We start from the raw sequence: 21,341 nt of genomic DNA on the forward strand, positions 1-21,341 counted from the left end.
GCAGAGTGCTTGAGCTTGCCGAGCCGGGCCTGTATGTCTGACCCAGCAAAACGCAACACGCCGTGAGACACCTCCATGCCTGTCGAAAAGTCAGAGCTCAGCCGGTTTGAGCTTGGGAAATACTATGTCGCCAGTCTGTTCCTGAAAGGCGTGATCGGTGGCATGCGGTTGCTGCCCTATGGAACCCGCATCGCTGCAATGGGGACCTTGGTACGCGGATTGGCCCCGCTGGTGGGGTTTCGCAAACGGGTCCGAGGCAACCTGAAGCTCACCTGCCCCGAACTGTCAGAACGTGACATTAACCGTATCTCTGCCGAGGTCTCGGACAATGCAGGTCGGGCCTTGATGGAACATTTCTCACCCGAAGGGTTCACGGCGCGCCAACGCAACGCCAAGCTTTCCGGCCCTGGTGTCGCCGCTTTTGATGCTGCCGCCGCCGAAGGGCGACCGGTCATGATCATCGCCGCGCATTTCGGCCACTACCTCGCAACGCGGATCGCGCTGCAAGCCCGCAGCGGGCGCCCGCTAGGCTGCCTCTACCGTCGCATGGCCAACCCCTATTTCAACGAGGCCTACGTCGAAGCCTTCTACAAAACCGGCTCACCCATGTTCGAACAGGGTCGGCGCGGGATGGTTGAGATGGTGCGCTCCCTCAAAGGCGGTGAAATGATCGCCATCGTCTCTGACCTGCATGTTCACGGCGGCGAGGAGTTGATGTTCTTTGGCAAGCCCGCCGTCACATCCGTTCTGAACGCCGAACTCGCGATGAAGTTCGACGCGGTCATGATCCCCTGCTACGCGGTTCGCCAACCCAATGGTCTGGATTTCGAAATCGCGATGCACGACCCGGTGCCGCATTCCGATCCCAAGACCATGACCCAATATATCAATGATGATTTGGAGCAGATGGTGCGCCAGCATATGGGTCAATGGTTCTGGATTCACCGCCGCTGGAAGGCCTGGAACGGACTTGGTGTTCAGCCCGAAGACATGCCCTGATCACTTCACATGCGCGGCCGCGATGATTGGCCCGTGACCTGCCCGCTGCACCAGAACAACCGCTGGCAGGTCCGAATCCAACTGCGCTGAAAACGCCTGCTCGTTGCCCCCATCCCAGCGCCCGGCCATCTGCCAGCTTTCCACCACATTGGCATAGTCGAGATCATGGCCCGCGAGCTCTCCACGCCGGATCGAGGCATGACGCAGCGGCGTGTACTGGACGATCCGCACGTCGTAGGTATCCCCAGCTGGCAAGTCGATCGGCGTCACGCGCACCGTCACCTCTTGCCCCGAACGCTCGGCTTCAACTTCGGCTGTGGGCGCGGCGATCAGATGCGCCTTGATCAGCCGATCCAATTCCTGCGCCTTCGCACCAACCACATCATGCTGTCCGTTGATCACCATCTGTGGCGTGTAGATCATCGACCGGCCACCATTGCGGGCATAGGCCCGTTGCCGGGACGTATGATCAGGAATGGCGTATTCGTCCTTCCAGCCGATGTAATCCCAATAGTCCACATGCAGCGCCAACCCGATCACGTCGTCGCGCTTAATCAGCTCGTGCAAAAGCCGATCCGCCGGGGGGCAGGACGAACAGCCTTGCGAGGTGAACAACTCGATCACAACCGGATCCTCTTGCGCCGATACTGAAAAGGCGGCACAGACGGATAGAATGGTGGCTGCTAGGGCGGATTTGAACATGAATTCCCTCGGCTTGAAAATCATGCAAAACGGATAAACGTTTTGCTCTTCAAGCTCCAATCAAGGTTTCTTGAGACGAGGCGGTTCCCTGCCCTTGAATTTGCATACCACAGTATACATTTTCATCTTGTCAGTAACTGACGCTTGAACCCCGGACAAACGTGATCAAGATAAACCGCAGCGAATCCCATTTTCCAAGTTATTTGAGAGGGAGGCCACAGGATGCCTATCAAGACCGGACAGGATACCGCCAAAACACGCCGCAGGCTGAGCGTGAATGGCAAAACCATTTCCTACTACTCCATCCCCGCCGCTCAGGAGGCCGGTCTAGGGGATTTCTCCAAGCTGCCCGCCGCGCTGAAAGTGGTGCTGGAAAACATGCTTCGCTTCGAGGATGACGGGTTCTCTGTCTCGGTCGACGACATCAAGGCCTTTGCGGAATGGGGTGAAAACGAAGGTAAGAACCCGCGCGAGATCGCCTATCGCCCTGCCCGCGTGCTGATGCAGGATTTCACCGGTGTGCCTGCCGTGGTTGATCTGGCGGCGATGCGCGACGGAATCAAAGCTCTGGGGGGTGATGCGCAAAAGATCAATCCGCTGAATCCGGTGGATCTGGTCATCGACCACTCGGTCATGATCGACGAATTCGGCAACCCGCGCGCGTTCCAGATGAACGTAGACCGCGAATACGAACGCAACATGGAGCGCTACCAGTTCCTGAAATGGGGTCAGAACGCGTTCAACAATTTCCGCGTCGTTCCGCCCGGCACCGGCATCTGCCATCAGGTGAACCTGGAATATCTGGCCCAGACCGTCTGGACCGATACCGATCAGAACGGGGATGAGGTCGCCTATCCCGACACCCTTGTCGGTACAGACAGCCACACCACCATGGTCAACGGCATGGCCGTTCTGGGATGGGGCGTCGGCGGGATTGAGGCTGAGGCCGCGATGCTCGGCCAGCCGATCTCGATGCTGATCCCCGAGGTTGTGGGTTTTGAACTGACAGGCGCGATGGTCGAGGGCACTACTGGTACTGACCTCGTGCTGAAAGTCGTCGAGATGCTGCGTGAAAAGGGCGTGGTTGGTAAATTCGTCGAATTCTACGGCGAAGGTCTAGATCGTCTTCCTTTGGCGGACCGTGCCACGATCGCCAACATGGCCCCCGAATATGGCGCGACCTGCGGCTTCTTCCCGATCGACGGGGAAACCCTGCGTTACATGCGCAATACCGGGCGCGACGAAGACCGTCTTGCGCTGGTCGAAGCCTATGCAAAGGAAAACGGACTGTGGCGTGATGAGACCTACGCACCGATCTATACCGATACCCTGTCGCTGGATATGGGCACCATCGTTCCTGCCATCTCGGGGCCGAAACGTCCGCAGGACTATGTGGCGCTGACGGAAGCGAAAGCGGCCTTCCTGAACGAGATGGAGAACACCTTCAAACGCCCAATGGGCAAGCAGGTCGAAGTCAAAGGCGAGAACTACGGTATGGAATCGGGCAAGGTCGTGATCGCCTCGATCACCTCCTGCACCAACACCTCGAACCCCTATGTGATGATCGGAGCGGGTCTTGTAGCCCGCAAGGCCGCCGCGCTGGGTCTGGACCGAAAGCCATGGGTGAAGACCTCGCTCGCGCCAGGGTCGCAGGTGGTTTCCGCCTATCTTGAGGCCGCGGGTCTTCAAGACGATCTGGACAAGATCGGGTTCAACCTTGTGGGCTATGGCTGCACCACCTGTATCGGTAACTCGGGTCCGATCCAGCGAGAAATCAGCGAAGCTATTTCCGAAGGCGATCTTGTCGCCACCTCGGTTCTCTCGGGCAACCGTAACTTCGAAGGGCGGATCTCGCCGGATGTGCGCGCCAACTATCTGGCCTCGCCGCCTCTGGTCGTTGTCTATGCGCTGGCAGGCACCATGGATATTGACCTGACCTCCGAACCCATCGGTCAGGATCGGGACGGCAATGACGTCTTTATGAAGGACATCTGGCCCAGCCAGAGCGAAATCGCGGAGTTGGTCGAAGCAACCGTCACCCGCGAGGCGTTCCAGTCGAAATATGCCGACGTTTTCAAAGGGGATGAGAAATGGCGTGAGGTCGAGGTTCCGCAGCAGGAAACCTATGACTGGCCGCCGACCTCGACCTATATCCAGAACCCGCCCTATTTTCAGGGCATGGGGGCTGAGCCGGGCACGATCTCGAACATCGAGGGGGCCAAGGTGCTGGCGATCCTCGGCGATATGGTCACGACCGACCATATCTCGCCCGCTGGATCGTTTGCCACGACCTCGCCCGCCGGTCAGTACCTGATGGAACGTCAGGTGCAGCCGCGTGAGTTCAACTCCTACGGCTCGCGCCGGGGCAACCATGAGGTCATGATGCGCGGCACCTTCGCCAATATCCGCATCAAGAACGAGATGTTGGACGGGGTCGAAGGTGGCTACACCAAGGGGCCGGATGGCGCGCAGACCTCGATCTACGACGCGTCGATGGCGTATCAGGCGAATGGCACCCCTCTGGTCGTTTTCGGAGGTGAGCAATATGGCGCGGGCTCGTCCCGCGATTGGGCCGCGAAGGGGACCGCTCTGCTGGGTATCAAAGCCGTGATTGCAGAGAGTTTTGAGCGCATCCACCGTTCAAACCTCGTGGGCATGGGCGTGATTCCGTTTGAGTTCACAGGCGGAGACACGCGCAATACACTTGGGCTGAAGGGTGATGAGACGGTCTCGATCCACGGTCTGGACACGATTGAGCCGCTGCAGGAGGTGCCCTGCACCATCACCTATGGCGACGGGACCGAGAAGACCATCACCCTGAAATGCCGCATAGATACAGCCCCTGAGATCGAATACATCGAGAACGGCGGTGTTCTGCACTATGTGCTGCGCAATCTCGCGAAGGCGGGTTGACGCGGTGTTGATCCAAAGACTGAAGAGGACGCCGACCGGCGTCCTTTTTTATGCGAGGCTCTGCCTCGCGCTCCGAGGTATTTGTGAACAGAAGAAGTTGATTGTGTCCTATGTGGACTATCAACCGTGCGCAGGAGGTTGGTATGGAGAAAGTGGCTTTGGTAACCGGCGGCGCGCGGGGGATCGGGCGCGCCATCGTGGAAGACCTACGGCGCGATCATCGAGTTGCTTTCACATGGCTGTCCACTGAGCCCGATCCGGTGTTGGAAGAGGAAGGTTTGCAACCGATACGGTCCGATCTGACGCAGGACGGACAGCCTGAGGCAGTCATACGCCACGTTGTCGAACGATTCGGTCGGCTGGACGTGATCGTGAACAATGCGGGTTTGGTCAGGTCCACTCCGAAAGAGATTTTTGACCAGGAAGATCATCGCGCCATTTTGGATTTGAATCTGCTGACCCCTGCTGCTTTGCTGGCGGCTGCCATGCCCCATTTGAAACCGGGCGCGGCGATTGTCAGCATTTCCTCGATGAACGCTGTTTTGCCGCCGAAAGACGCTGTGATTTATGGGGCAAGCAAGGCAGCCCTGAACCTTTGGACACGCGGGGTAGCAAAGGAACTTGGGCCTCAGGGTATTCGGGTCAATGCTGTGGCACCGGGGGCGATTAACATCCCCGAAGACCCGCGCCCCGAAGACTTGACCGCCTTGTTCGTCGAGAACACAGCCATCGGGCGAATTGGGAGGCCCGAGGATATCGCGAAGGCCGTACGGTTCTTGGCGTCAGAGGACGCCGCATTCATCACGGGTGAGACCTTGGCTGTGACCGGTGGCTACAGGCTCTAACCACCAGCTGCTTTTTCAAGCGCCGGGCGGATCGTGCTTTCGATCACACGTTGGGTGATCGGCCCGGCGAACCGCAGGATCACGGTGCCATCCCCGTCGATCACATAGGTTTCGGGAACGCCGTAAAGCCCCCAATCCAAAGCCATGCGGCCCTGCTCATCGCGACCGATTCCGGTATAGGGATCGCCCAGTTCAGTCAGAAAGCTTTCGGCATTGTCCAACTTGTCCTTGTAGTTGACGCCGTAGACCGGGATGCCTTCGTTCGACAGCGCCTCAAGGTTTGGATGCTCTGCGCGACAGGGGGCACACCAGCTGGCCCAGTAGTTGACCAGCTTGACCTGCCCGTCCCGCAGGGTCGCGTCGTCGAAAGGCGTTTTGCCCGGAAACTCGGTCAGGACGACCGGAGGGGCGGGTTGCCCTTCGCGGGCGGATGGTAGGGCATTGGGGTCGTCTCGGAACATGCCAATCCCGGCCAGAACAGCAAAAGCACCGAAGATCAGCGGCGGCGCGACCATCAAAGGCGAAATCTTAGCCATTGCGCGACATCCTTTGTTCGATTTTCTCCATCTCGGCCCGCACTTTGCGTCCCCGGATCACGCTAAAGACGACCAGCGCCACGAGCAGCAGGATCGAAGCAGCGTAGGACGACAAGACAGCGTCCGCGTATTTTCCAAGATCAGGCATCATGCGCCCACCTTTTCCCGTGCCAGCAGCGCTTTGACCCGACGCGCACGGATTTCGGTGCCGGTGCGATACAGAACCAATGCAATGAACAGCAAAACGAAGCCAATGATGCAGGTCAGCAATGGATAGAAGAACACGTTGCTAACCTTCTCTTCGGTGTCCGTTCCCGTGACCGCTCCGGCCCGCATGACCGAGGCGCCCTGGTGCAGCCCCTGGTTCCAGAAGTTTACCGCATAACGGCTGAGAATCGCGAAGACCGACCCCACAAGACACAGGACCGAAGTCAGGTCTGCGGCGGTGTCCGGGTCCTCGATCGCCTCCCACAGGGCGACGTAACCGAGATAAAATAGGAACAAGATCAGGAACGAAGTCAGGCGCGGATCCCAGGCCCACCATGTGCCCCACATCGGCTGGCCCCAAATCGCTCCGGTCGCCAGTGCGATCAGGGTCATCACGATGCCCACAGGTGCGGCGGCGCGCGCGGCCAAAGCGCTGACGTGATGGCGGCGGACCAGCCATATGAGCGAGGTCACCAGCATCATCAGCCAGCAATTAATCGCCATAAGGGCCGATGGGACGTGCAGGTAGATGATCTTAACCGTCGAGCCCTGTCGGAAGTCATCGGGGGTGAAGAAGAAGCCCCAGACCAGCCCTACCACGATGCAAACCGCGGAGGTGATCCAGAAAAAGGGCAAGACACGCTCGCTGGTGGCAAGAAACTTGCGCGGGTTGGCATATTCCCAGAGGGCGTTGGCTTTGGCTGCGATAGACATGGCCGTTATTTAGTCCGACTCGGCTTCATTCTCAATTGACCTTGCTCAAAGTTGTGGCGCTTCACCGCAGATTGATGCGCAGGACCGCTGCGCTGGCGAATGGAAGCAGAGCGATCGTGGCCATCGTGATCCCCGCCAGCATCAAAAGCGGGGTTTGGGTCTCCATCCCGACAGCACCCCGGCGGGCGACTTCTGCGCCGAAGATCAGGGTTGGGACGTAGAGCGGTAGAACCAGTAGTGACAACAGCAGGCCGCCGCGCTTCAAACCGACAATCAGGGCTGCGCCGAAGGTGCCTATGACGCTCATGGCGGGCGTTCCTAGCAGGAGCGAGATCACCAGCCAGAAGAACCCCGGCGTGGGAAGGTTCAGCAAGACGCCCAGAAACGGTGCCGCCAGAACCAGAGGCAAACCGGTGGTGATCCAATGCGCTAGCGCTTTAATCGAGACCACAGTCTCAAGCGGCAGAGGCGCGGTAGCCAGAAGGTCCAGCGAGCCGTCCTCCCAATCCAGAGCCAGAAGTCGGTCGAGGGACAGCAGGCAGGCGAGCAAGGCACCCAGCCACAGAATTCCCGGCGCGATGGTCGAGAGCAGCGACGATTGTGGACCGACAGCAAAAGGCACCAGAACCGTTACGATCAGGAAGAAGGCCAGGCCGAGACCAAAGCCTCCGCCTGCGCGAAAGGCCAGCTTCAGGTCGCGCAACAATAGGGCGATCACAGGAAGCCTCCGTCGAAGTCATCGATGGGTTGCGGTTTGGCTTTGTAGGGGCCGACGTCCAGAACCTCTCCGTCGAGGCCGAGGTCGATATGGGTTGCAATCAGGGCCGAGCCGCCCTGCCCCAGATGCCCGCGCACAGCGTCAGCGAACATCTGAACGGCGTTTTTGTCGAGTGAGACGGTTGGTTCGTCCAGCATCCAGATCGGCCGCCCCGTAACCAGCATCCGTGCAAGGCCCAGCCTGCGCTTTTGCCCGGCCGACAAGTTGCCCGCATGGCGGTCGGACAGGTCATTCAGCGCAAAGGCGTCTAGTGCTGGCTGGATGTCATGGGTCCCAAAGACGGACGCCCAGAAGGCAAGATTTTCGACAACCGTCAGGGTTGGCTTCAAACCATCGGAATGCGAGGCGTAGGCGATCTGGTCCTCGGCACCTTCGATCTTTCCCGCCAAAGCAGGCTGTAGCCCTGCCAGAGTGCGGAGCAGCGTTGTTTTTCCTATTCCGTTCGGCCCGCGCAAAATGAGCGCCTGACCGGGGGTGAGTTTGAAGCTCACCCCCTCGAGCACGGGCACGCCACCACGGGTGATGGTCAGATCGAAAACGGTTAGAGTCATGAGACTCGCTTATCCGATTGGGGACGCAGGCAAAAGGTTGGATTTGACGCAGGGAGCTAGGGCAGTGCGCTTGGATGGGTTCGGATGCGAGGGGCCAGCCCCTCGCGCTCCCCGAGATATTTTGGGCCAGATGAAGGGGATCCCGTCAGACGGGGATCAGAGCGAGCGCAATGCGGCGACCTTCGGATAGCAGGACGTTGTAGGTACGGCAGGCGGCGGGGGAGTTCATGATCTCGACTCCGATCCCCGCAGATTCGAGAGTTTGGCGCAGCTCGGGTGGGATGTGGGCAAGCTCTGCTCCGGTTCCTATGAACAGGACATCGACGACCTCGGACAGTTCGCGCAGTGGCTCGTCGTCTGAGTATCCGCCCCACGCCTGCGTTCCCGTCGGGCCGATCAGCGCGGCGCCTTGATGAACGCGCCCTCCGATCCGGAAAAAGCCGGGGCCGTACCCGTCAACGGGTTCGGCGTTGGTGTAGTTGATCTCATTCAATCGCATGCGTTGTGTTTACCCCCAAAGCGGCAGGCCGGACAAGGCCGCCAGGGCAATCACCATATAGGCGGCCGCGCGGTAGAGGCGTTCTCGGTCTGGTCGGAAAAGCCACCCGCCAAGCCAATTGCCCAGCAGGTTAGGTAGCGCCAGAAGAAGCCCCAGCCCAGCAGCGGCGAGGGTGACCTGCGCCATACCGGTCAGGTAACCGAGAAGCAGGAAGTCGAAGCCGAACAGAAACAGCAGGATCGTCGCGCGAATGACATCCACCGGCAGTGGGCGCGACATGTAGAACAGGATGACGGCCGGACCAGGGAGCCCGGCTACGCCACCAAGGAACCCGGCGGCTCCGCCGATACCTGTGACCATCATGCGGCTGACATGACCGTGATAGCGCAGACCGAGGATCAGAATGGCCAACATCGCAAGGGCCAGACCGCTGACCGCATAGCGGAAAACCTCGGGCGCGACCTGCGTCAACACCCATAGCCCCAGCGGAAGAACCACTGCGCAGCCCAGCAGGAGGCGCATCAGATCGCCCTTGTTGACTGCACCCCATGCCCGGCGCAGATTTGGCAAGGGGCCAAAGATATCCATGATCGTCAGGCCGATCAGCGCTCCGAACGGGCCGAGATATGGGGTGGCGATAGGCAGGAAAACCAAAGCGGTGCCAAACCCCGAGAAACCGCGAACGACGCCCCCAAGAAAGGCTGCAAATAAGACAACGGCCAGACCCTGTGGGGACTGGCCGAAGAACTCAGGCATCTACGTTGGCAAATTGGTTGCCCGCATTGTTTGATGGCTTGGACCAGTCACGCTTGACGCCCAGCCACAGCAGGATGGTCGAGGCCACGAAGACCGACGAATATGTCCCCACGATCACACCCCAGATCATCGCAAAGACAAAGCCACGGATCACATCACCGCCCAGCACATAGAGCGAGATCAGCGCCAGCAGGGTCGTGACCGAGGTCATCACCGTCCGGCTGAGGGTTTCGTTGATCGAGATGTTGAGAACCTCTTTGAGGTCTTTCTTCTTATACTTTCGCAGGTTCTCACGCACGCGGTCGAACACGACCACCGTGTCGTTCAGCGAGTAGCCCACGATGGTCAGAAGCGCCGCGATGATTGCCAGATCAAAGCGGATTTGAAGCTCTGAGAAGATGCCGATGGTCAGGATTACGTCATGCACAAGCGCCGCGACTGCGCCAAGGGCGAACTGCCATTCGAACCGCAGCCAGATATAAACGAGCACTGCGCCGATGGCCAAAACGATTGCGATCACGGCTGTCTGGATCAATTCGCCCGAGACTTTCGGGCCAACCGACTCCACCGATACGAATTCGATATCGGGGATTACGGCCTGCAACGCACCCTCAACGGCTGTGATGGTCGAGGCTTCGACAGCTTCCGCATCTGCCTGTGCCTGAATGCGGATCATTGCAACGTTGTCTTCCGGTCCGAAGGTCGGATCAAAAATCTCGGTGATCGAGACATCGCCCAGCTCCAGCGGAGCAATCGCGTCACGGTAGACGCCCACATCAATCGGCTGCGTGCTTTCGGTGCGGATCGTTGTGCCGCCCCGGAAGTCGATGCCGAAATTCAAGCCCTGCAGCATGAATGAGGCGAAGGCCACAACCATCATGAGGGCCGAAATGCCCAGCCAAAGCTTCCAGCGGCTGAAGAAATCGAACGAGGTGCTTTGGGGTACGAGTTTCAGTCTCATGATCAAACCTCGATCTTTTTCGGACGGCGGCGCTCGAACCACATGACGACCATCAGGCGCGTCACGAAGATCGCGGTGAAGACCGAGGTCAGGATTCCCAGGCCCAGAGTGATGGCGAACCCGCGGACCGGGCCGCTGCCCATGGCAAACAGGATTACCGCCGTGATGAAGGTGGTCACGTTGGCATCCGCGATGGCCGAAAGGGCTTTTTCATAGCCCAACTCAATCGCACGCGCGGGGCCTTTGGCGGATTTCAGTTCCTCTCGGATACGTTCGAAAATCAGCACGTTAGCGTCCACGGCCATACCGACAGTCAGAACAATACCCGCGATACCCGGCAGGGTCAGCGTCGCGCCGATCAGCGAAAGTAGACCGAACAAAAGGCCCACGTTGATGATCAAGGCAATATTGGCAAAGAGACCAAACAAACCGTAGCTGAGCGCCATGAACACCAGCACCGCGGCAAAGGCTACCATAGTGGCGACTTTACCAGCGTCGATGCTGTCCTGACCCAATTCAGGGCCGATGGTACGTTCTTCTAGGAACTCCAGCTCGGCAGGCAAGGCGCCTGCCCGTAGCAGGATGGCAAGGTTGGTGCTTTCCTCGACCGTGAAATTGCCGGTGATGATGCCTGAGCCGCCGGGAATGTGGCTCTGGATCACGGGGGCCGAGATCACCTCATCATCCAGTACGATCGCGAAAGGTGCGCCGATATTTTCCAGCGTGTAGTCACCGAATTTCCGCGCTCCGGAAGTATTGAACCGGAAGCTGACCGCAGGACGGCCGTTCTGATCGAACGAGGGCTGCGCATCAACCAGTTCTTCACCTGTGACGACCGGAGAGGATTCAAGCGTGTAGTATACACCGGTTTCGTCAATCGACGGCACCACTTCTTCACCGATACCTGCAGCGGCATCCGGGTCAGTGCCACGACCGACAACCGGGTTGAAAGTCAGCTGCGCCGTGGTACCGATGATCTCTTTCAGCTCGCCTGCACTTCCGATTCCGGGAACCTGAATCAGGATGCGGTCTGCACCTTGACGTTGAATCGTGGGTTCACGCGTACCGACCTCATCGATCCGGCGGCGCACGATCTCTAGCGATTGACGCACGGTGCGATCGTCCGAGGCCAGCTTCTCCGCTTCGGACAGCTGCACGACGATTGTGTCGCCATCGGCAAAGGCTTCGATATCGGTCGCACCGACACCTGTCAGCGTCTGAACCTGACGGGCCAGGCCGCGAACGGTTTCCAATGCACGAGACATCCCCTCGGGCTGGCTGATGCGGACGCGAATCTGATCGGGGTTCGAGTCCTGACGGCGGATCGTGCCAACGGTGGAACGCTCATCCCGCAGGGCGTCGCGGATTTCGGGCCACATCGCTTCCATGCGGGATTCGTAGACATCCTCGACCTTGACCTCGGCCAACAGATGCGCACCGCCCCGCAGATCGAGGCCAAGATTGACCAAGGAGGACGGCAGCCAGTTCGGCCACTGCGCCGCCTCGGCCTGATTTTCGGGCGTATCCGCGCCAAGCTCTATCGCAGCTTTAGCGTCGTTGGATTGTTCGACCCGCGTGTAGAACGCATTCGGCAGAGCCAAGAGCAGGCCGGTCACACAGACCAGCCAGATCAGAACCCGCTTCCAGGTATCAATTTGCAGCATAACCCTGCCTTTTCAAGGAATTGTAAGGCGAAGTTACTTCGCAGGTTCGGTTTTATTCAGAACCTGAGCGATGGTCGATTTGACCACACGAACCTTAACGCCCTCGGCGATCTCGACCTCGATCTCGTTGTCGCCTTCCTTGACCTTCGACACCTTGCCGATCAGACCACCCTGTGTGACGACCTGATCGCCACGGCGCACGGCTTCGACCATGGCCTGGTGTTCTTTCATCTTCTTTTGCTGCGGACGGATCAGCAGGAAATACATGATCGCGAAGATCAGGATCAGCGGGAGAAACTGGGCGATTGCGCCACCTTCCATGGGATATTCCTTTTTCTTTGACCTGCGGCACCGTTCCGCAAATTTGGCGGGAACCTATGCGCTGATATGCGTGTTTGCAAGCAATGGCGGCAGCGTGACCCACCTGAACGCACACCTGCCACCATAAGAACCGTCAAAACGTTGCAGATATGTCCTAGGAACACTGTTTAAACCGGGTATAGTTCCAAACAAGGGGGACACATGGCACGGCAATTCAAACCCTTCCATTTGCTACGTTATTTTCTCACTGCAATGGCGGCAGCCCTTTGGCTTAGCCAACCTGTCCAGGCACAAGAGTCACCGACCGATGCGCCTGCGCCAGAAGCTGCAGAATCGGAAACTTTTATGGCCCCAGTTATAATAGACGGGGACGTTCTGTTTCAGGTTCGAGGCTCAAGCGCACTACCCGCCCCCGAGCGTGCCGAAGAAGTTCAAGACAAGATCATAGAAATCGCCGAAGCGTCGGACGCGTCCGAGGTGACTATCAGCTTTGAGGAAACCGAGTTCGGCACCTGGGTTCTGGTTGATGGTGAACGGGTTTCGATCGTCACCGAAGCCGATGCAGAATTGGACCAGATGGAACTCAGCGTTGTCAGCGTTCTGCACGGCAATGCAATCAAACAGGCTATTGAGGCCTACCGTTTGAACCGAACTGAACAGGCGCGGGTTTCAGGCGCTATCGAAGCCGCAGCTTGGACCTTGGGCTTTGTTGTCTTTGTGGTTGTGATCTTTTGGCTGCACCGCAGAATCCGGCGGCGGACACTGAGATTCGTGAAGCGCTACCTGAAGGACGTGGAAACCGCCACGGCCAAGAGCGTTCAAGCCGAGGCCATTGCAGCCTTGGTGCGCTACGGGCTTAATTTCGTCCTTTTGGTGATTTTCTTCCTGGGTTTCTACTACTACCTGTCTTTTGTCCTACTGGCCTTTGCCGAAACCCGGTATTTCGCGCAATTGCTGCTGACCTATCTGACCGAGCCGGTCCTTCTGATCTTCCAAGGCATCCTCAGCTATATCCCGAACATGATCATGCTTGGCCTGATCGCATGGGTAACTATGTATATTATCAAGGGCATGCGGGTCTTCTTCGACGCGGTCGAAGCGGGATCGTTCGATATGGGCGATTTTGAGAAGCATTGGGTTAACCCGACCTTCAACATCGCCCGAGTTGTCGTGATCCTGATCGCACTGGTCTTTGCCGTTCCCTACATTCCAGGCTCGGATTCGGCGGCGTTTCAGGGCCTGACCATTCTGGTCGGTGCGATGCTGTCGTTAGGCGCGAACTCGGTCGTGTCGAACATGCTGGCCGGGCTGTTCGTGATCTATCGCCGCTCGACCTCGATCGGGGACCGTATTCAGATCGGAGACCACATCGGTGACGTGGTGCAGATCAAGCTGATGGAAACTCATCTGAAATCCATCAAGAACGAGTTGATCTCAATCCCCAACGCGCAGCTGATGAATTCGGACGTGGTGAATTTCTCGAAGAAAACAGATGGCAGCGGGCTGTTGCTGCATACAACCGTTGGCATCGGCTATGAAGAACCCCCCGAAAAGATCGAGGCAATGCTGATCGAGGCCGCCAATCGCACCAAGGGGATCAAGTCCAAGCCTGAACCCTTTGTCCTGTGGACCGCGCTGGCCGACTACGCGATCAACTATCAGATCAACGGATACACTACGCGGGGCAGTATCATTCCCAAGATCCGCTCGGACCTGCATCGCAACATTGTGGCCGTATTCAACGAGAATAACGTGCAGATCATGACCCCCTCCTACATCGCGGATCCGCCCGAACCAAAGATCCCGACAGGGGAATGGGACGGACATCTGGCTCATCACGACGAGGAACCGGACAGTTAGGTGCAGTTTGGTTAACCAGCGCTACACCCTCCGAGATATATGGTGCATAAGCAGTCGCAGTGATTCACTGCATTCAAGGATCTGAACTATGCACGACATCCGCGCCATTCGCGAAAACCCAGCCGCATTCGACGCCGCACTCGCGCGCCGTGGGGACGCGCCGGTGTCGTCAGACCTGCTGCGGCTGGACGAAAGCCGCCGCGCCAAGATTTTGGCTGCTGAAACGGCGCAGGCCGAACAGAACAAGGCTAGCAAAGAGGTCGGCGCGGCCAAAGCCCGCGGTGATGAGGCCGAATTTGAGCGTCTGCGCGCGCTGGTCGCCGAAAAGAAGGCCGAAATCGCCCGGATGCAGACCGAGGCCAAGGATCTGGACGCTCTGCTGACAGACCAGCTGATCCGTATTGCCAACCTGCCCGCCGACGATGTGCCAGAGGGCGCCGACGAGAACGACAATGTCGAGGTGAGCCGTTGGGGTACCCCGCGCGAACTGGACTTTGCTCCGAAAGAGCATTTTGAGATTGAGGCCGTTCAAAACGGCATGGATTTCGAAACCGCCGCCAAGCTCTCTGGCTCACGCTTTGTGTTGTTGTCCGGAGGCGTCGCGCGTATCCACCGTGCACTGGCCCAGTTCATGCTGGATACGCATATCAACGAAAACGGTCTGACCGAAGTTAACGGCCCGGTTCTGGTTCTGTCCGAAATGATGCAGGGCACCGGCCAGCTGCCGAAATTCGGCGAGGACAGCTATCAGACCCGCGAAGGCTGGTGGTTGATCCCGACCTCCGAGGTTTCGCTGACCAACATCGTCAATGACACGCTGATCGAGGAAAGCTACCTGCCCCGCCGTTACACCGCGCATTCGCTCTGCTTCCGGTCCGAGGCCGGTTCGGCGGGCAAAGACACCCGCGGAATGCTGCGCCAGCACCAGTTCGAAAAGGTCGAGATGGTCTCGATCACCCATCCCGAGACGTCGGATGACGAACAAAAACGCATGGTGCGCTGCGCCGAGGGCATTCTGGAAAAACTGGGCGTGCCCTACCGCACCGTGATCCTGTGTACCGGCGACATGGGCTTTGGCGCCCGCCGTACCTTTGACATCGAGGCATGGCTTCCCGGTCAGGACACCTATCGCGAGATCAGCTCGGTCTCGACCTGCGCCGATTTTCAGGCCCGCCGCATGAATGCGCGTTTCCGGCCCGAAGGCGGTGGCAAACCAGAATATGTCCACACGCTGAACGGCTCTGGCCTTGCGGTGGGTCGCTGCCTAATCGCCGTGCTGGAAAACGGTCAGAACGCAGACGGCACGGTCAGCCTGCCCGATGTCCTTGCCCCCTATCTGGGTGGCAAGCTGACGCTACAGCTGGACGGTACATTGGCATAAGAAAACCGGCATCCGCGTTGCACGGTGCCGGTTCGAAACACATGAAAGGGCGAGGAAGAGTTACTTCTTCGCCTTTTTCTTATCCTTCTTCTTGTCAGATTTTTTGTCCGACTTCTTGGCGTCCTTTTTGCCTGTATCTTTCTTCTTGTCGGCCTTCTTGGACTTGTCGTCCTTCTTGGATTTCTTCCCCTTCTTGGACTTGGCTTTAACCTTATCCTTGGCCTTTGAGAACGCGGCCTCCATCTCGGCCCGCTTTTTCGCAGCTTTCTCAGCCTTGGCTTTTGCCTTGGCTTTCTTCTTGGCCTTCGCCTCTGCGGCTTCTGCAGCGGCTTTTTCCTCGGCGGCTTTGCGTGCAGCTTCGGCGGCGCGCTTCTCGGCAGCGGCGGCGACAACTGTCTTGCGCGCAGCGGGGCGTCGGGCCGCCGGTTTACGCGGAGCGGGCTTGCGGGCAGCTGGTTTGCGAGCGGCCGCGCGACGCGGGGCTGGTTTGGCAGCCGCCGGTTTCGCAGCGGTCGCCTCTTTCGCAGCGGCAATCAGGACCGCTGCGCGCGCCACACCGACGCGGGGGACCTTGACGAGATCTTCCGGTTTCGCTTTCGCAACGGCTTCGGCGGTCTTGAGACCGTTATCCGCCAAACCTTTAGCGAGAGTATCGCCAACGCCTTTTATCTCGGTCAATGCGGTCATTCTGGGTCCTTTCTCTATCTCCCTGGTCACCTGTATATACACAGGATATACATTCTTCAAGCGGAGCTGCGCCTATGACGATCCATGGGCCAAGTCAGCAGTCTGCCCTTTTTTCGGAAAAGGCACCAGTCGCTTGGCGTCTTCGTCCCACAGTTTTAGATTTAACGCGGCCACGGCTTCGGGAAACTTGATCCGACGCGGGGTGTATTCGGGCGGCAGGTTGTAGTGGCACTCACGCAATCGGTAGGACGGAATGCGAGCGTTGAAATGGTGAATATCGTGCAAGGTGATGCAGGCCACCGCATTGTCGAACCACCAACCGAAATCCAGCGCAGACGAGCCCTGAAGCGCCGCGATCTGCGGATCCAGCTCCGGGCGACGATCCCAATATGTGTCCTCAAAATTATGCTGCAGGTAGACAAGGAATACGCCCAGCATCCCACCCAGCAGTGAGAACACAAGCCAGACCAGAATACCGGTCGACCCGGCGATCAGGTACAGCAATCCAAGAAAAACGACGATTGAGAGGTTGTGCAGCACAACACCCTTAACACCAAACCGCACCGTGTTTTTGGGCCAACGGTAGCGTATGAAATAGGTGAACAAAGCACCGACCGGCACCAGAATGAACGGGTTGCGGTACAGGCGATAGACAAGACGTTTGAGCCAGTCCGCCTCGTTCCATTCCCGCAGGGTCATTGTGTGGATTTCACCGGTTTCGCGATGCTCGAGGTTGCCGATCCCTGCGTGATGCAGATTGTGGTTCTGCTTCATCACCTCAAAAGGAGCAAAGGTGAAAGGTGATAACCCGTGTCCGGCCCATTCATTCTGCTGGCGCGTTTCGAACAGGGAATGATGGCCGCAATCATGTTGCAGCACGTAAAGGCGCACAGCGGAAAACGCGAAGACGATCCCGGCTGGGACCATGACATACCAGTGGTTCACATTTATGATCGCCAAGGCGAGCGAGGCGAAATAGACGGCGAAGGTTCCGAAATAGCTCAGGGCTGCAAGCCTGTTGTCCTGAACCGCGTATTGCCGCGTGTAGTCTCTGAGATTCATCAAGCCCTCTCCCACGATGGCCCGGTTAAATGAGAAGCAAAAGGAATTCAGACCCGCCGAAAGACGGGCCGCGCACAGGAAACAAATGCACGCTCCTGAATGCTAGCGTGCAGAAAGGGCGCTGTCACGCCCTTGCGCTGAAAATGCTGAAAATTGGCGCAGTTACGCGCGTCCCTTGAGGTGTTTGGCCAAGGCACCGGCGTTTTTCTTGCGCCGCCCTTTATAGGGGTTCTTGTCACCCTGCCCACGCAGCGTCAGACGGATCGGCGTACCGGGCATGTCAAAATCCTCACGCAGGCCGTTGACCAAATAGCGGGTATAGCTGGCCGGCATCTTGTCGGGATGTGAGCACATCACGACAAAGCCCGGCGGCCGTGTCTTTGCCTGGGTCATGTAGCGCAGCTTGATGCGGCGACCTTGCGGGGCTGGCGGCGGGTGCTGCTCGAGCATGGCGGTCAGCCAGCGGTTCAGCGCGGCTGTGGGCACGCGGCGGTTCCAGATGTCATGCGCACGCAAGATGGCGGCGCGCAGACGTTCCAAACCCCGGCCCGTTTTGGCCGAAACGGTGATCAGCGGCGCGCCCCGAAGTTGCGGCAGCAGTCGGTCGAAGGACTCTTTGAGGTCGCGCAGCTTCTCCTGCTTGTTTTCCTCAACGTCCCATTTGTTGACGGCGACGACGACCGCACGGCCTTCACGCTCGGCCAGATCGGCGATGCGCAGGTCTTGCTGCTCGAACGGAATGGCCGCATCCAGCAGGACGACAACCACTTCGGCGAATTTCACCGCACGCAGTCCATCAGAGACCGAGAGCTTTTCGAGCTTCTCTTGAACCTTGGCCTTTTTGCGCATGCCCGCAGTGTCGAATATCCGCATCGGAGTGCTTTCGCCATCCGGATCGGCCCAATCGACCCGAAGACTGATCGCGTCACGGGTGATCCCGGCTTCGGGACCGGTCAGAAGGCGGTCTTCACCCATGATTTTATTGATCAGGGTGGATTTACCTGCATTCGGGCGGCCCACGACGGCAACCTGCAACGGCTTCGCTGCGGTGATTAGAGGGGTTTCCCCCTCTCCATCCTCATCCAGCTCAATGTCGACCACGGGGGCGTCGTCTTCGGCCTCTTCCTCAGCCGCATCTGCCAGAGGCATCAGCTGGGCGTAAAGGTCGGTCATACCCTCGCCATGCTCGCCGGAAAGGCGGACAGGTTCGCCAAGGCCAAGGTTATAGGCTTCAAGAACACCGGCATCAGCAGCCGACCCTTCGGCCTTGTTGGCAGCCAAAATTACCTGTTTGGAGCGTTTACGCAGGATCTCGGCAAACATCTCGTCGGTCGGGGTCAGGCCGGTGCGCGCGTCGATCATGAACAGGCAGACATCTGCCATATCCACCGCGCGCTCGGTCAGGCGGCGCATGCGGCCTTGAAGGCTATCATCGGTTGCGTCCTCAAGGCCTGCCGTGTCGATTACAGTAAACCGCAGATCGCCCAGCCGTCCTTCACCCTCGCGCAGGTCGCGCGTCACGCCGGGCTGGTCGTCGACCAAGGCCAAACGTTTGCCCACAAGGCGGTTGAACAGTGTGGATTTGCCCACGTTCGGGCGGCCCACGATGGCGAGGGTCAGCGACATGATACTCAACTTTCAAGACTCAGACGCGCCCTTTAGCGCATCTTTTGGTCAACGGAAAGCGTGTAGATCACCTTTGGTCGACACGACGTAAAGTGTTTGTCCGGCCACGACAGGTGCCGTGGTCGCGCCTCCGGGAACTTCGACCTGATGCACAATCGCCCCGTTCACTGGGTTGAAGAACCGCAGGAACCCGTCATTTGAGGCGATCACAATGCGCCCTCCGGCCAGGATCGGGCCATAATGGGCGACGATCGGACCGCGACGGTTTGGCTTGTCTTTGACAAAGCCTGGCAGGTCCTGCGCCCAGATCACCGAACCATCGGCGCTGTTCAAGCGGACCAGCTGGCTACGGTCGCTGATCAGGAAGATGCTGTTGCCTGCTGGCCAGACCGTATCGACAGCACCTTCATCTGCAGTCCAGCGGCGCTCACCTGTTCCCGCGTCAAATGCAACGGTGCGGCCAGAGTGGTTACCGATGAAGATGGTGTCGCCCACTACCATTGGGCTACCTGTCACGTCGACGATCCGCGCAGTCGCGCGTCCACGGCGCCCCCCCGCCACCGAGGCATTCCAACGGCTGATCCCGCCCCGCTTGAATGTTGCGGCGATATCACCCGAACCAAAGGCAAAGACAGCTAGGTCCGAGGTCACAACCGGCGCAGGTGCGCCCAGAACGTTGCCAACGCTAGGGGTGCCTTCGATCTGCCATTGAATGCGGCCATCCTTGGTGTCAACGGTCCAACCGGTTTCATCTCCGGCGACAAGATACAGCAGTCCGTTACTCACCAAAGGCGCGCCGCTGCCGGTTGCGTTTAGGCGTTTCTGCCAACGGATCGCGCCTGTCTTGGCATCCAGCGCTGTTAGACGGCCAAAACCGGAGGAGACATAGAGAATGCCACCCGAATAGGCCATACCACCGCCCGTGGCATCCGCGTCTCCGTCGGTTGCTGGAATCAGATTGGTGCTCCAGGCGACCTGTCCCTGCGGTGTCACCGCTGAAACCGTCGCCCCCGCGTCAAGCGTGTAGACCAGCCCCCCCGCGACAACCGGGTCAGCCGTAATTCGTTGTTTGCGGGAATCGCCATCCCCAATCGAGGCCGACCAAATACGTTGAGGTGTCGTACGCAACGAAGCATTGGACGTCCGGAAGGCTGGCGTGCCAGGGCTTTGGGGCCAGCTTGCATTTGCACTCTGCGATGGCAGGCTAATAGGTTGCGAGCCGCTTTTAGCGACCGTTTCAAGGTCTGAGGCGGGTCGGATATCCTCACGCTCGCCAGGCAAGATCTGTTCGGGTTCTTCACAAGCGGCCAGAGCGGTCAGGGCCAGTGCCGCAATCGGCAGTCCCACGCGAGAGAAAAGTCTTGTTACCATTTTAATCCGAACTCGCCTGTCATTAACCTGTGTTCCGCCCGATCAGCCCTGCTGAGCGACCAATGGCTCGGGCTCAGCGCCCAGTGCAACAATCAATTGCGCCGCGCGTTGTTGCAGATCCACGCTGACCTCTGCGTCCTGACGCAATGCCTGCAGACGCTCCAGCGCGGCATCTGTATCACCCTCGGCGATGTCGATCAGGGCCAGTTGCTCTTGGGCCAGAAGACGCAGCGGGGCGCCGGGTGCGGCCAAAGCCTCGAACTGTTGTCGCCGATCTGCAGCGGGCATTGTGTCGGATTGAAGCAGCAGCGCCTTGAAGCTTGCAATGGCACGATAAATCTCGGGCAGATCGCCCTGAACGGCCACAATATTCAGACTGTCGACCGCGTCCTGCCGGGAATCGGCATCGAGCTGTGAGGCGGACAGAAGCATGTTGCGCACAGCCTCACCACCCGGCGTCAGTACGTCCACCTGCTCCAGGCCAGCGACACGCGCTGCCGTATCGTTTTCCGCAAGCGCGGTCAGAATGTCATCGCCTAGCTTCTGGGCCTGCGACGTGTCCCGCGCCTTGCGGTATTCGTTGAATGCAGCCCCACCGACGATCAGCACGACGGCAACAACACCGACCCAGCCCCAACGCCGCAAAAGCAGATACAGCCGGTCGCGGCGCACCTCTTCCGTGACCTCATCAATGAAACTGTCGGTATCGCTCATACCTGCCCCCGGGCTGTAATCCTGTCTTGGTGGGCCATGTCATACCCCGGCACCACGGCCAAGCCAAGGGCCGGATTTTGCACAATTCCGCTGACTGCGTGTGCCCTTGCCAAAAAAAATAAACCGAACTAATCAGTTTAGCGTAGAAAATACACAAACCGACGCCCATCTTTCACTATACTATTCCGGTCTAA

At 58.8% G+C, this 21,341-nt stretch carries 21 protein-coding genes; 5 read left to right on the forward strand and 16 right to left on the reverse strand.

The genetic code is table 11. The features are described 5' to 3' along the window. The first annotated feature begins 75 nt into the window (after positions 1 to 75). On the forward strand, positions 76 to 999 hold the full coding sequence (locus ACR0J4_RS08535; RefSeq protein WP_170640822.1) for a lysophospholipid acyltransferase family protein: 924 nt from the start codon (positions 76 to 78) through the stop codon (positions 997 to 999). On the opposite strand, the gene ACR0J4_RS08540 is transcribed toward ACR0J4_RS08535, so the two are convergent. Next, a complete protein-coding gene (locus ACR0J4_RS08540) occupies positions 1,000 to 1,701 on the reverse strand; it encodes a DUF1223 domain-containing protein (RefSeq protein WP_170640824.1) in 702 nt (233 codons plus the stop codon). A 222-nt stretch (positions 1,702 to 1,923) separates the two neighbouring features. Between ACR0J4_RS08540 and acnA the strand changes: the two genes are divergently transcribed. Together acnA and ACR0J4_RS08550 are read left to right on the forward strand one after the other, a co-directional pair. Continuing rightward, on the forward strand, positions 1,924 to 4,614 hold the full coding sequence (gene acnA / locus ACR0J4_RS08545) for an aconitate hydratase AcnA (protein WP_170640826.1): 2,691 nt from the start codon (positions 1,924 to 1,926) through the stop codon (positions 4,612 to 4,614). Positions 4,615 to 4,757: 143 nt separating this feature from the next. Beyond that, complete coding sequence (locus ACR0J4_RS08550; RefSeq protein WP_170553005.1) at positions 4,758 to 5,459, forward strand: SDR family oxidoreductase; 702 nt, start codon at positions 4,758 to 4,760, stop codon at positions 5,457 to 5,459. Here ACR0J4_RS08550 and ACR0J4_RS08555 read toward each other — a convergent pair. The 10 genes from ACR0J4_RS08555 to yajC all read right to left on the reverse strand — a co-directional run bounded on the left by ACR0J4_RS08555 (position 5,456) and on the right by yajC (position 12,446). Further along, the gene (locus ACR0J4_RS08555; RefSeq protein ID WP_170640828.1) at positions 5,456 to 5,995 is read right to left on the reverse strand and encodes a DsbE family thiol:disulfide interchange protein; all 540 of its coding nucleotides are present in this window, start codon (positions 5,993 to 5,995) and stop codon (positions 5,456 to 5,458) included. The two genes, ACR0J4_RS08550 and ACR0J4_RS08555, sit on opposite strands and share 4 nt — an antisense overlap. Continuing rightward, positions 5,988 to 6,146: a heme exporter protein CcmD gene (ccmD, locus tag ACR0J4_RS08560; protein WP_170374069.1), complete on the reverse strand. Its 159-nt coding sequence runs from the start codon at positions 6,144 to 6,146 to the stop codon at positions 5,988 to 5,990. The genes ACR0J4_RS08555 and ccmD overlap by 8 nt, the downstream gene beginning before the upstream one ends. Continuing rightward, a complete protein-coding gene (locus ACR0J4_RS08565) occupies positions 6,143 to 6,916 on the reverse strand; it encodes a heme ABC transporter permease (RefSeq protein ID WP_170640830.1) in 774 nt (257 codons plus the stop codon). Before ACR0J4_RS08565 ends, ccmD begins: the two co-directional genes overlap by 4 nt. A gap of 61 nt (positions 6,917 to 6,977) precedes the next feature. Then, a complete protein-coding gene (gene ccmB / locus ACR0J4_RS08570; RefSeq protein WP_170640832.1) occupies positions 6,978 to 7,634 on the reverse strand; it encodes a heme exporter protein CcmB in 657 nt (218 codons plus the stop codon). Continuing rightward, the gene (ccmA, locus tag ACR0J4_RS08575) at positions 7,631 to 8,245 is read right to left on the reverse strand and encodes a heme ABC exporter ATP-binding protein CcmA (protein ID WP_170640834.1); all 615 of its coding nucleotides are present in this window, start codon (positions 8,243 to 8,245) and stop codon (positions 7,631 to 7,633) included. Before ccmA ends, ccmB begins: the two co-directional genes overlap by 4 nt. A gap of 145 nt (positions 8,246 to 8,390) precedes the next feature. Beyond that, on the reverse strand, positions 8,391 to 8,744 hold the full coding sequence (locus ACR0J4_RS08580) for an Mth938-like domain-containing protein (protein WP_170552987.1): 354 nt from the start codon (positions 8,742 to 8,744) through the stop codon (positions 8,391 to 8,393). 9 nt (positions 8,745 to 8,753) lie between these two features. Next, the gene (locus ACR0J4_RS08585) at positions 8,754 to 9,500 is read right to left on the reverse strand and encodes a TSUP family transporter (RefSeq protein ID WP_170640836.1); all 747 of its coding nucleotides are present in this window, start codon (positions 9,498 to 9,500) and stop codon (positions 8,754 to 8,756) included. Next, on the reverse strand, positions 9,493 to 10,461 hold the full coding sequence (gene secF, locus ACR0J4_RS08590; protein WP_170552982.1) for a protein translocase subunit SecF: 969 nt from the start codon (positions 10,459 to 10,461) through the stop codon (positions 9,493 to 9,495). Before secF ends, ACR0J4_RS08585 begins: the two co-directional genes overlap by 8 nt. 2 nt (positions 10,462 to 10,463) lie before the next feature. After that, positions 10,464 to 12,125 (reverse strand): protein translocase subunit SecD, encoded by a 1,662-nt coding sequence (secD, locus tag ACR0J4_RS08595; RefSeq protein ID WP_170552979.1) that lies wholly within the window; start codon positions 12,123 to 12,125, stop codon positions 10,464 to 10,466. Positions 12,126 to 12,158: 33 nt separating this feature from the next. Continuing rightward, complete coding sequence (gene yajC, locus ACR0J4_RS08600; protein ID WP_155151194.1) at positions 12,159 to 12,446, reverse strand: preprotein translocase subunit YajC; 288 nt, start codon at positions 12,444 to 12,446, stop codon at positions 12,159 to 12,161. A 345-nt stretch (positions 12,447 to 12,791) separates the two neighbouring features. Between yajC and ACR0J4_RS08605 the strand changes: the two genes are divergently transcribed. Together ACR0J4_RS08605 and serS are read left to right on the forward strand one after the other, a co-directional pair. Further along, on the forward strand, positions 12,792 to 14,306 hold the full coding sequence (locus tag ACR0J4_RS08605; protein WP_480668369.1) for a mechanosensitive ion channel family protein: 1,515 nt from the start codon (positions 12,792 to 12,794) through the stop codon (positions 14,304 to 14,306). Between the two features lie 88 nt (positions 14,307 to 14,394). Continuing rightward, complete coding sequence (gene serS / locus ACR0J4_RS08610; RefSeq protein WP_170640840.1) at positions 14,395 to 15,687, forward strand: serine--tRNA ligase; 1,293 nt, start codon at positions 14,395 to 14,397, stop codon at positions 15,685 to 15,687. 60 nt (positions 15,688 to 15,747) lie between these two features. Here the strand turns inward: serS and ACR0J4_RS08615 are convergent, their stop codons facing one another. The 5 genes from ACR0J4_RS08615 to ACR0J4_RS08635 all read right to left on the reverse strand — a co-directional run bounded on the left by ACR0J4_RS08615 (position 15,748) and on the right by ACR0J4_RS08635 (position 21,147). Next, positions 15,748 to 16,374, reverse strand: a complete 627-nt coding sequence (locus ACR0J4_RS08615; RefSeq protein WP_170640842.1) for a helix-hairpin-helix domain-containing protein — start codon at positions 16,372 to 16,374, stop codon at positions 15,748 to 15,750. Between the two features lie 72 nt (positions 16,375 to 16,446). Further along, on the reverse strand, positions 16,447 to 17,436 hold the full coding sequence (locus ACR0J4_RS08620) for a fatty acid desaturase (protein ID WP_170640844.1): 990 nt from the start codon (positions 17,434 to 17,436) through the stop codon (positions 16,447 to 16,449). 162 nt (positions 17,437 to 17,598) lie between these two features. Next, a complete protein-coding gene (gene der / locus ACR0J4_RS08625) occupies positions 17,599 to 19,062 on the reverse strand; it encodes a ribosome biogenesis GTPase Der (protein WP_170640846.1) in 1,464 nt (487 codons plus the stop codon). Positions 19,063 to 19,110: 48 nt separating this feature from the next. Beyond that, entirely contained in the window at positions 19,111 to 20,433 is a 1,323-nt protein-coding gene (locus ACR0J4_RS08630) for a PQQ-like beta-propeller repeat protein (RefSeq protein WP_170640848.1), read from the reverse strand. Positions 20,434 to 20,475: 42 nt separating this feature from the next. Then, positions 20,476 to 21,147, reverse strand: coding sequence for a hypothetical protein (locus tag ACR0J4_RS08635; protein ID WP_170640850.1), 672 nt, complete (start codon positions 21,145 to 21,147; stop codon positions 20,476 to 20,478). Positions 21,148 to 21,341 lie beyond the last annotated feature (194 nt).

Source organism: Ruegeria sp. B10 (assembly GCF_056539825.1).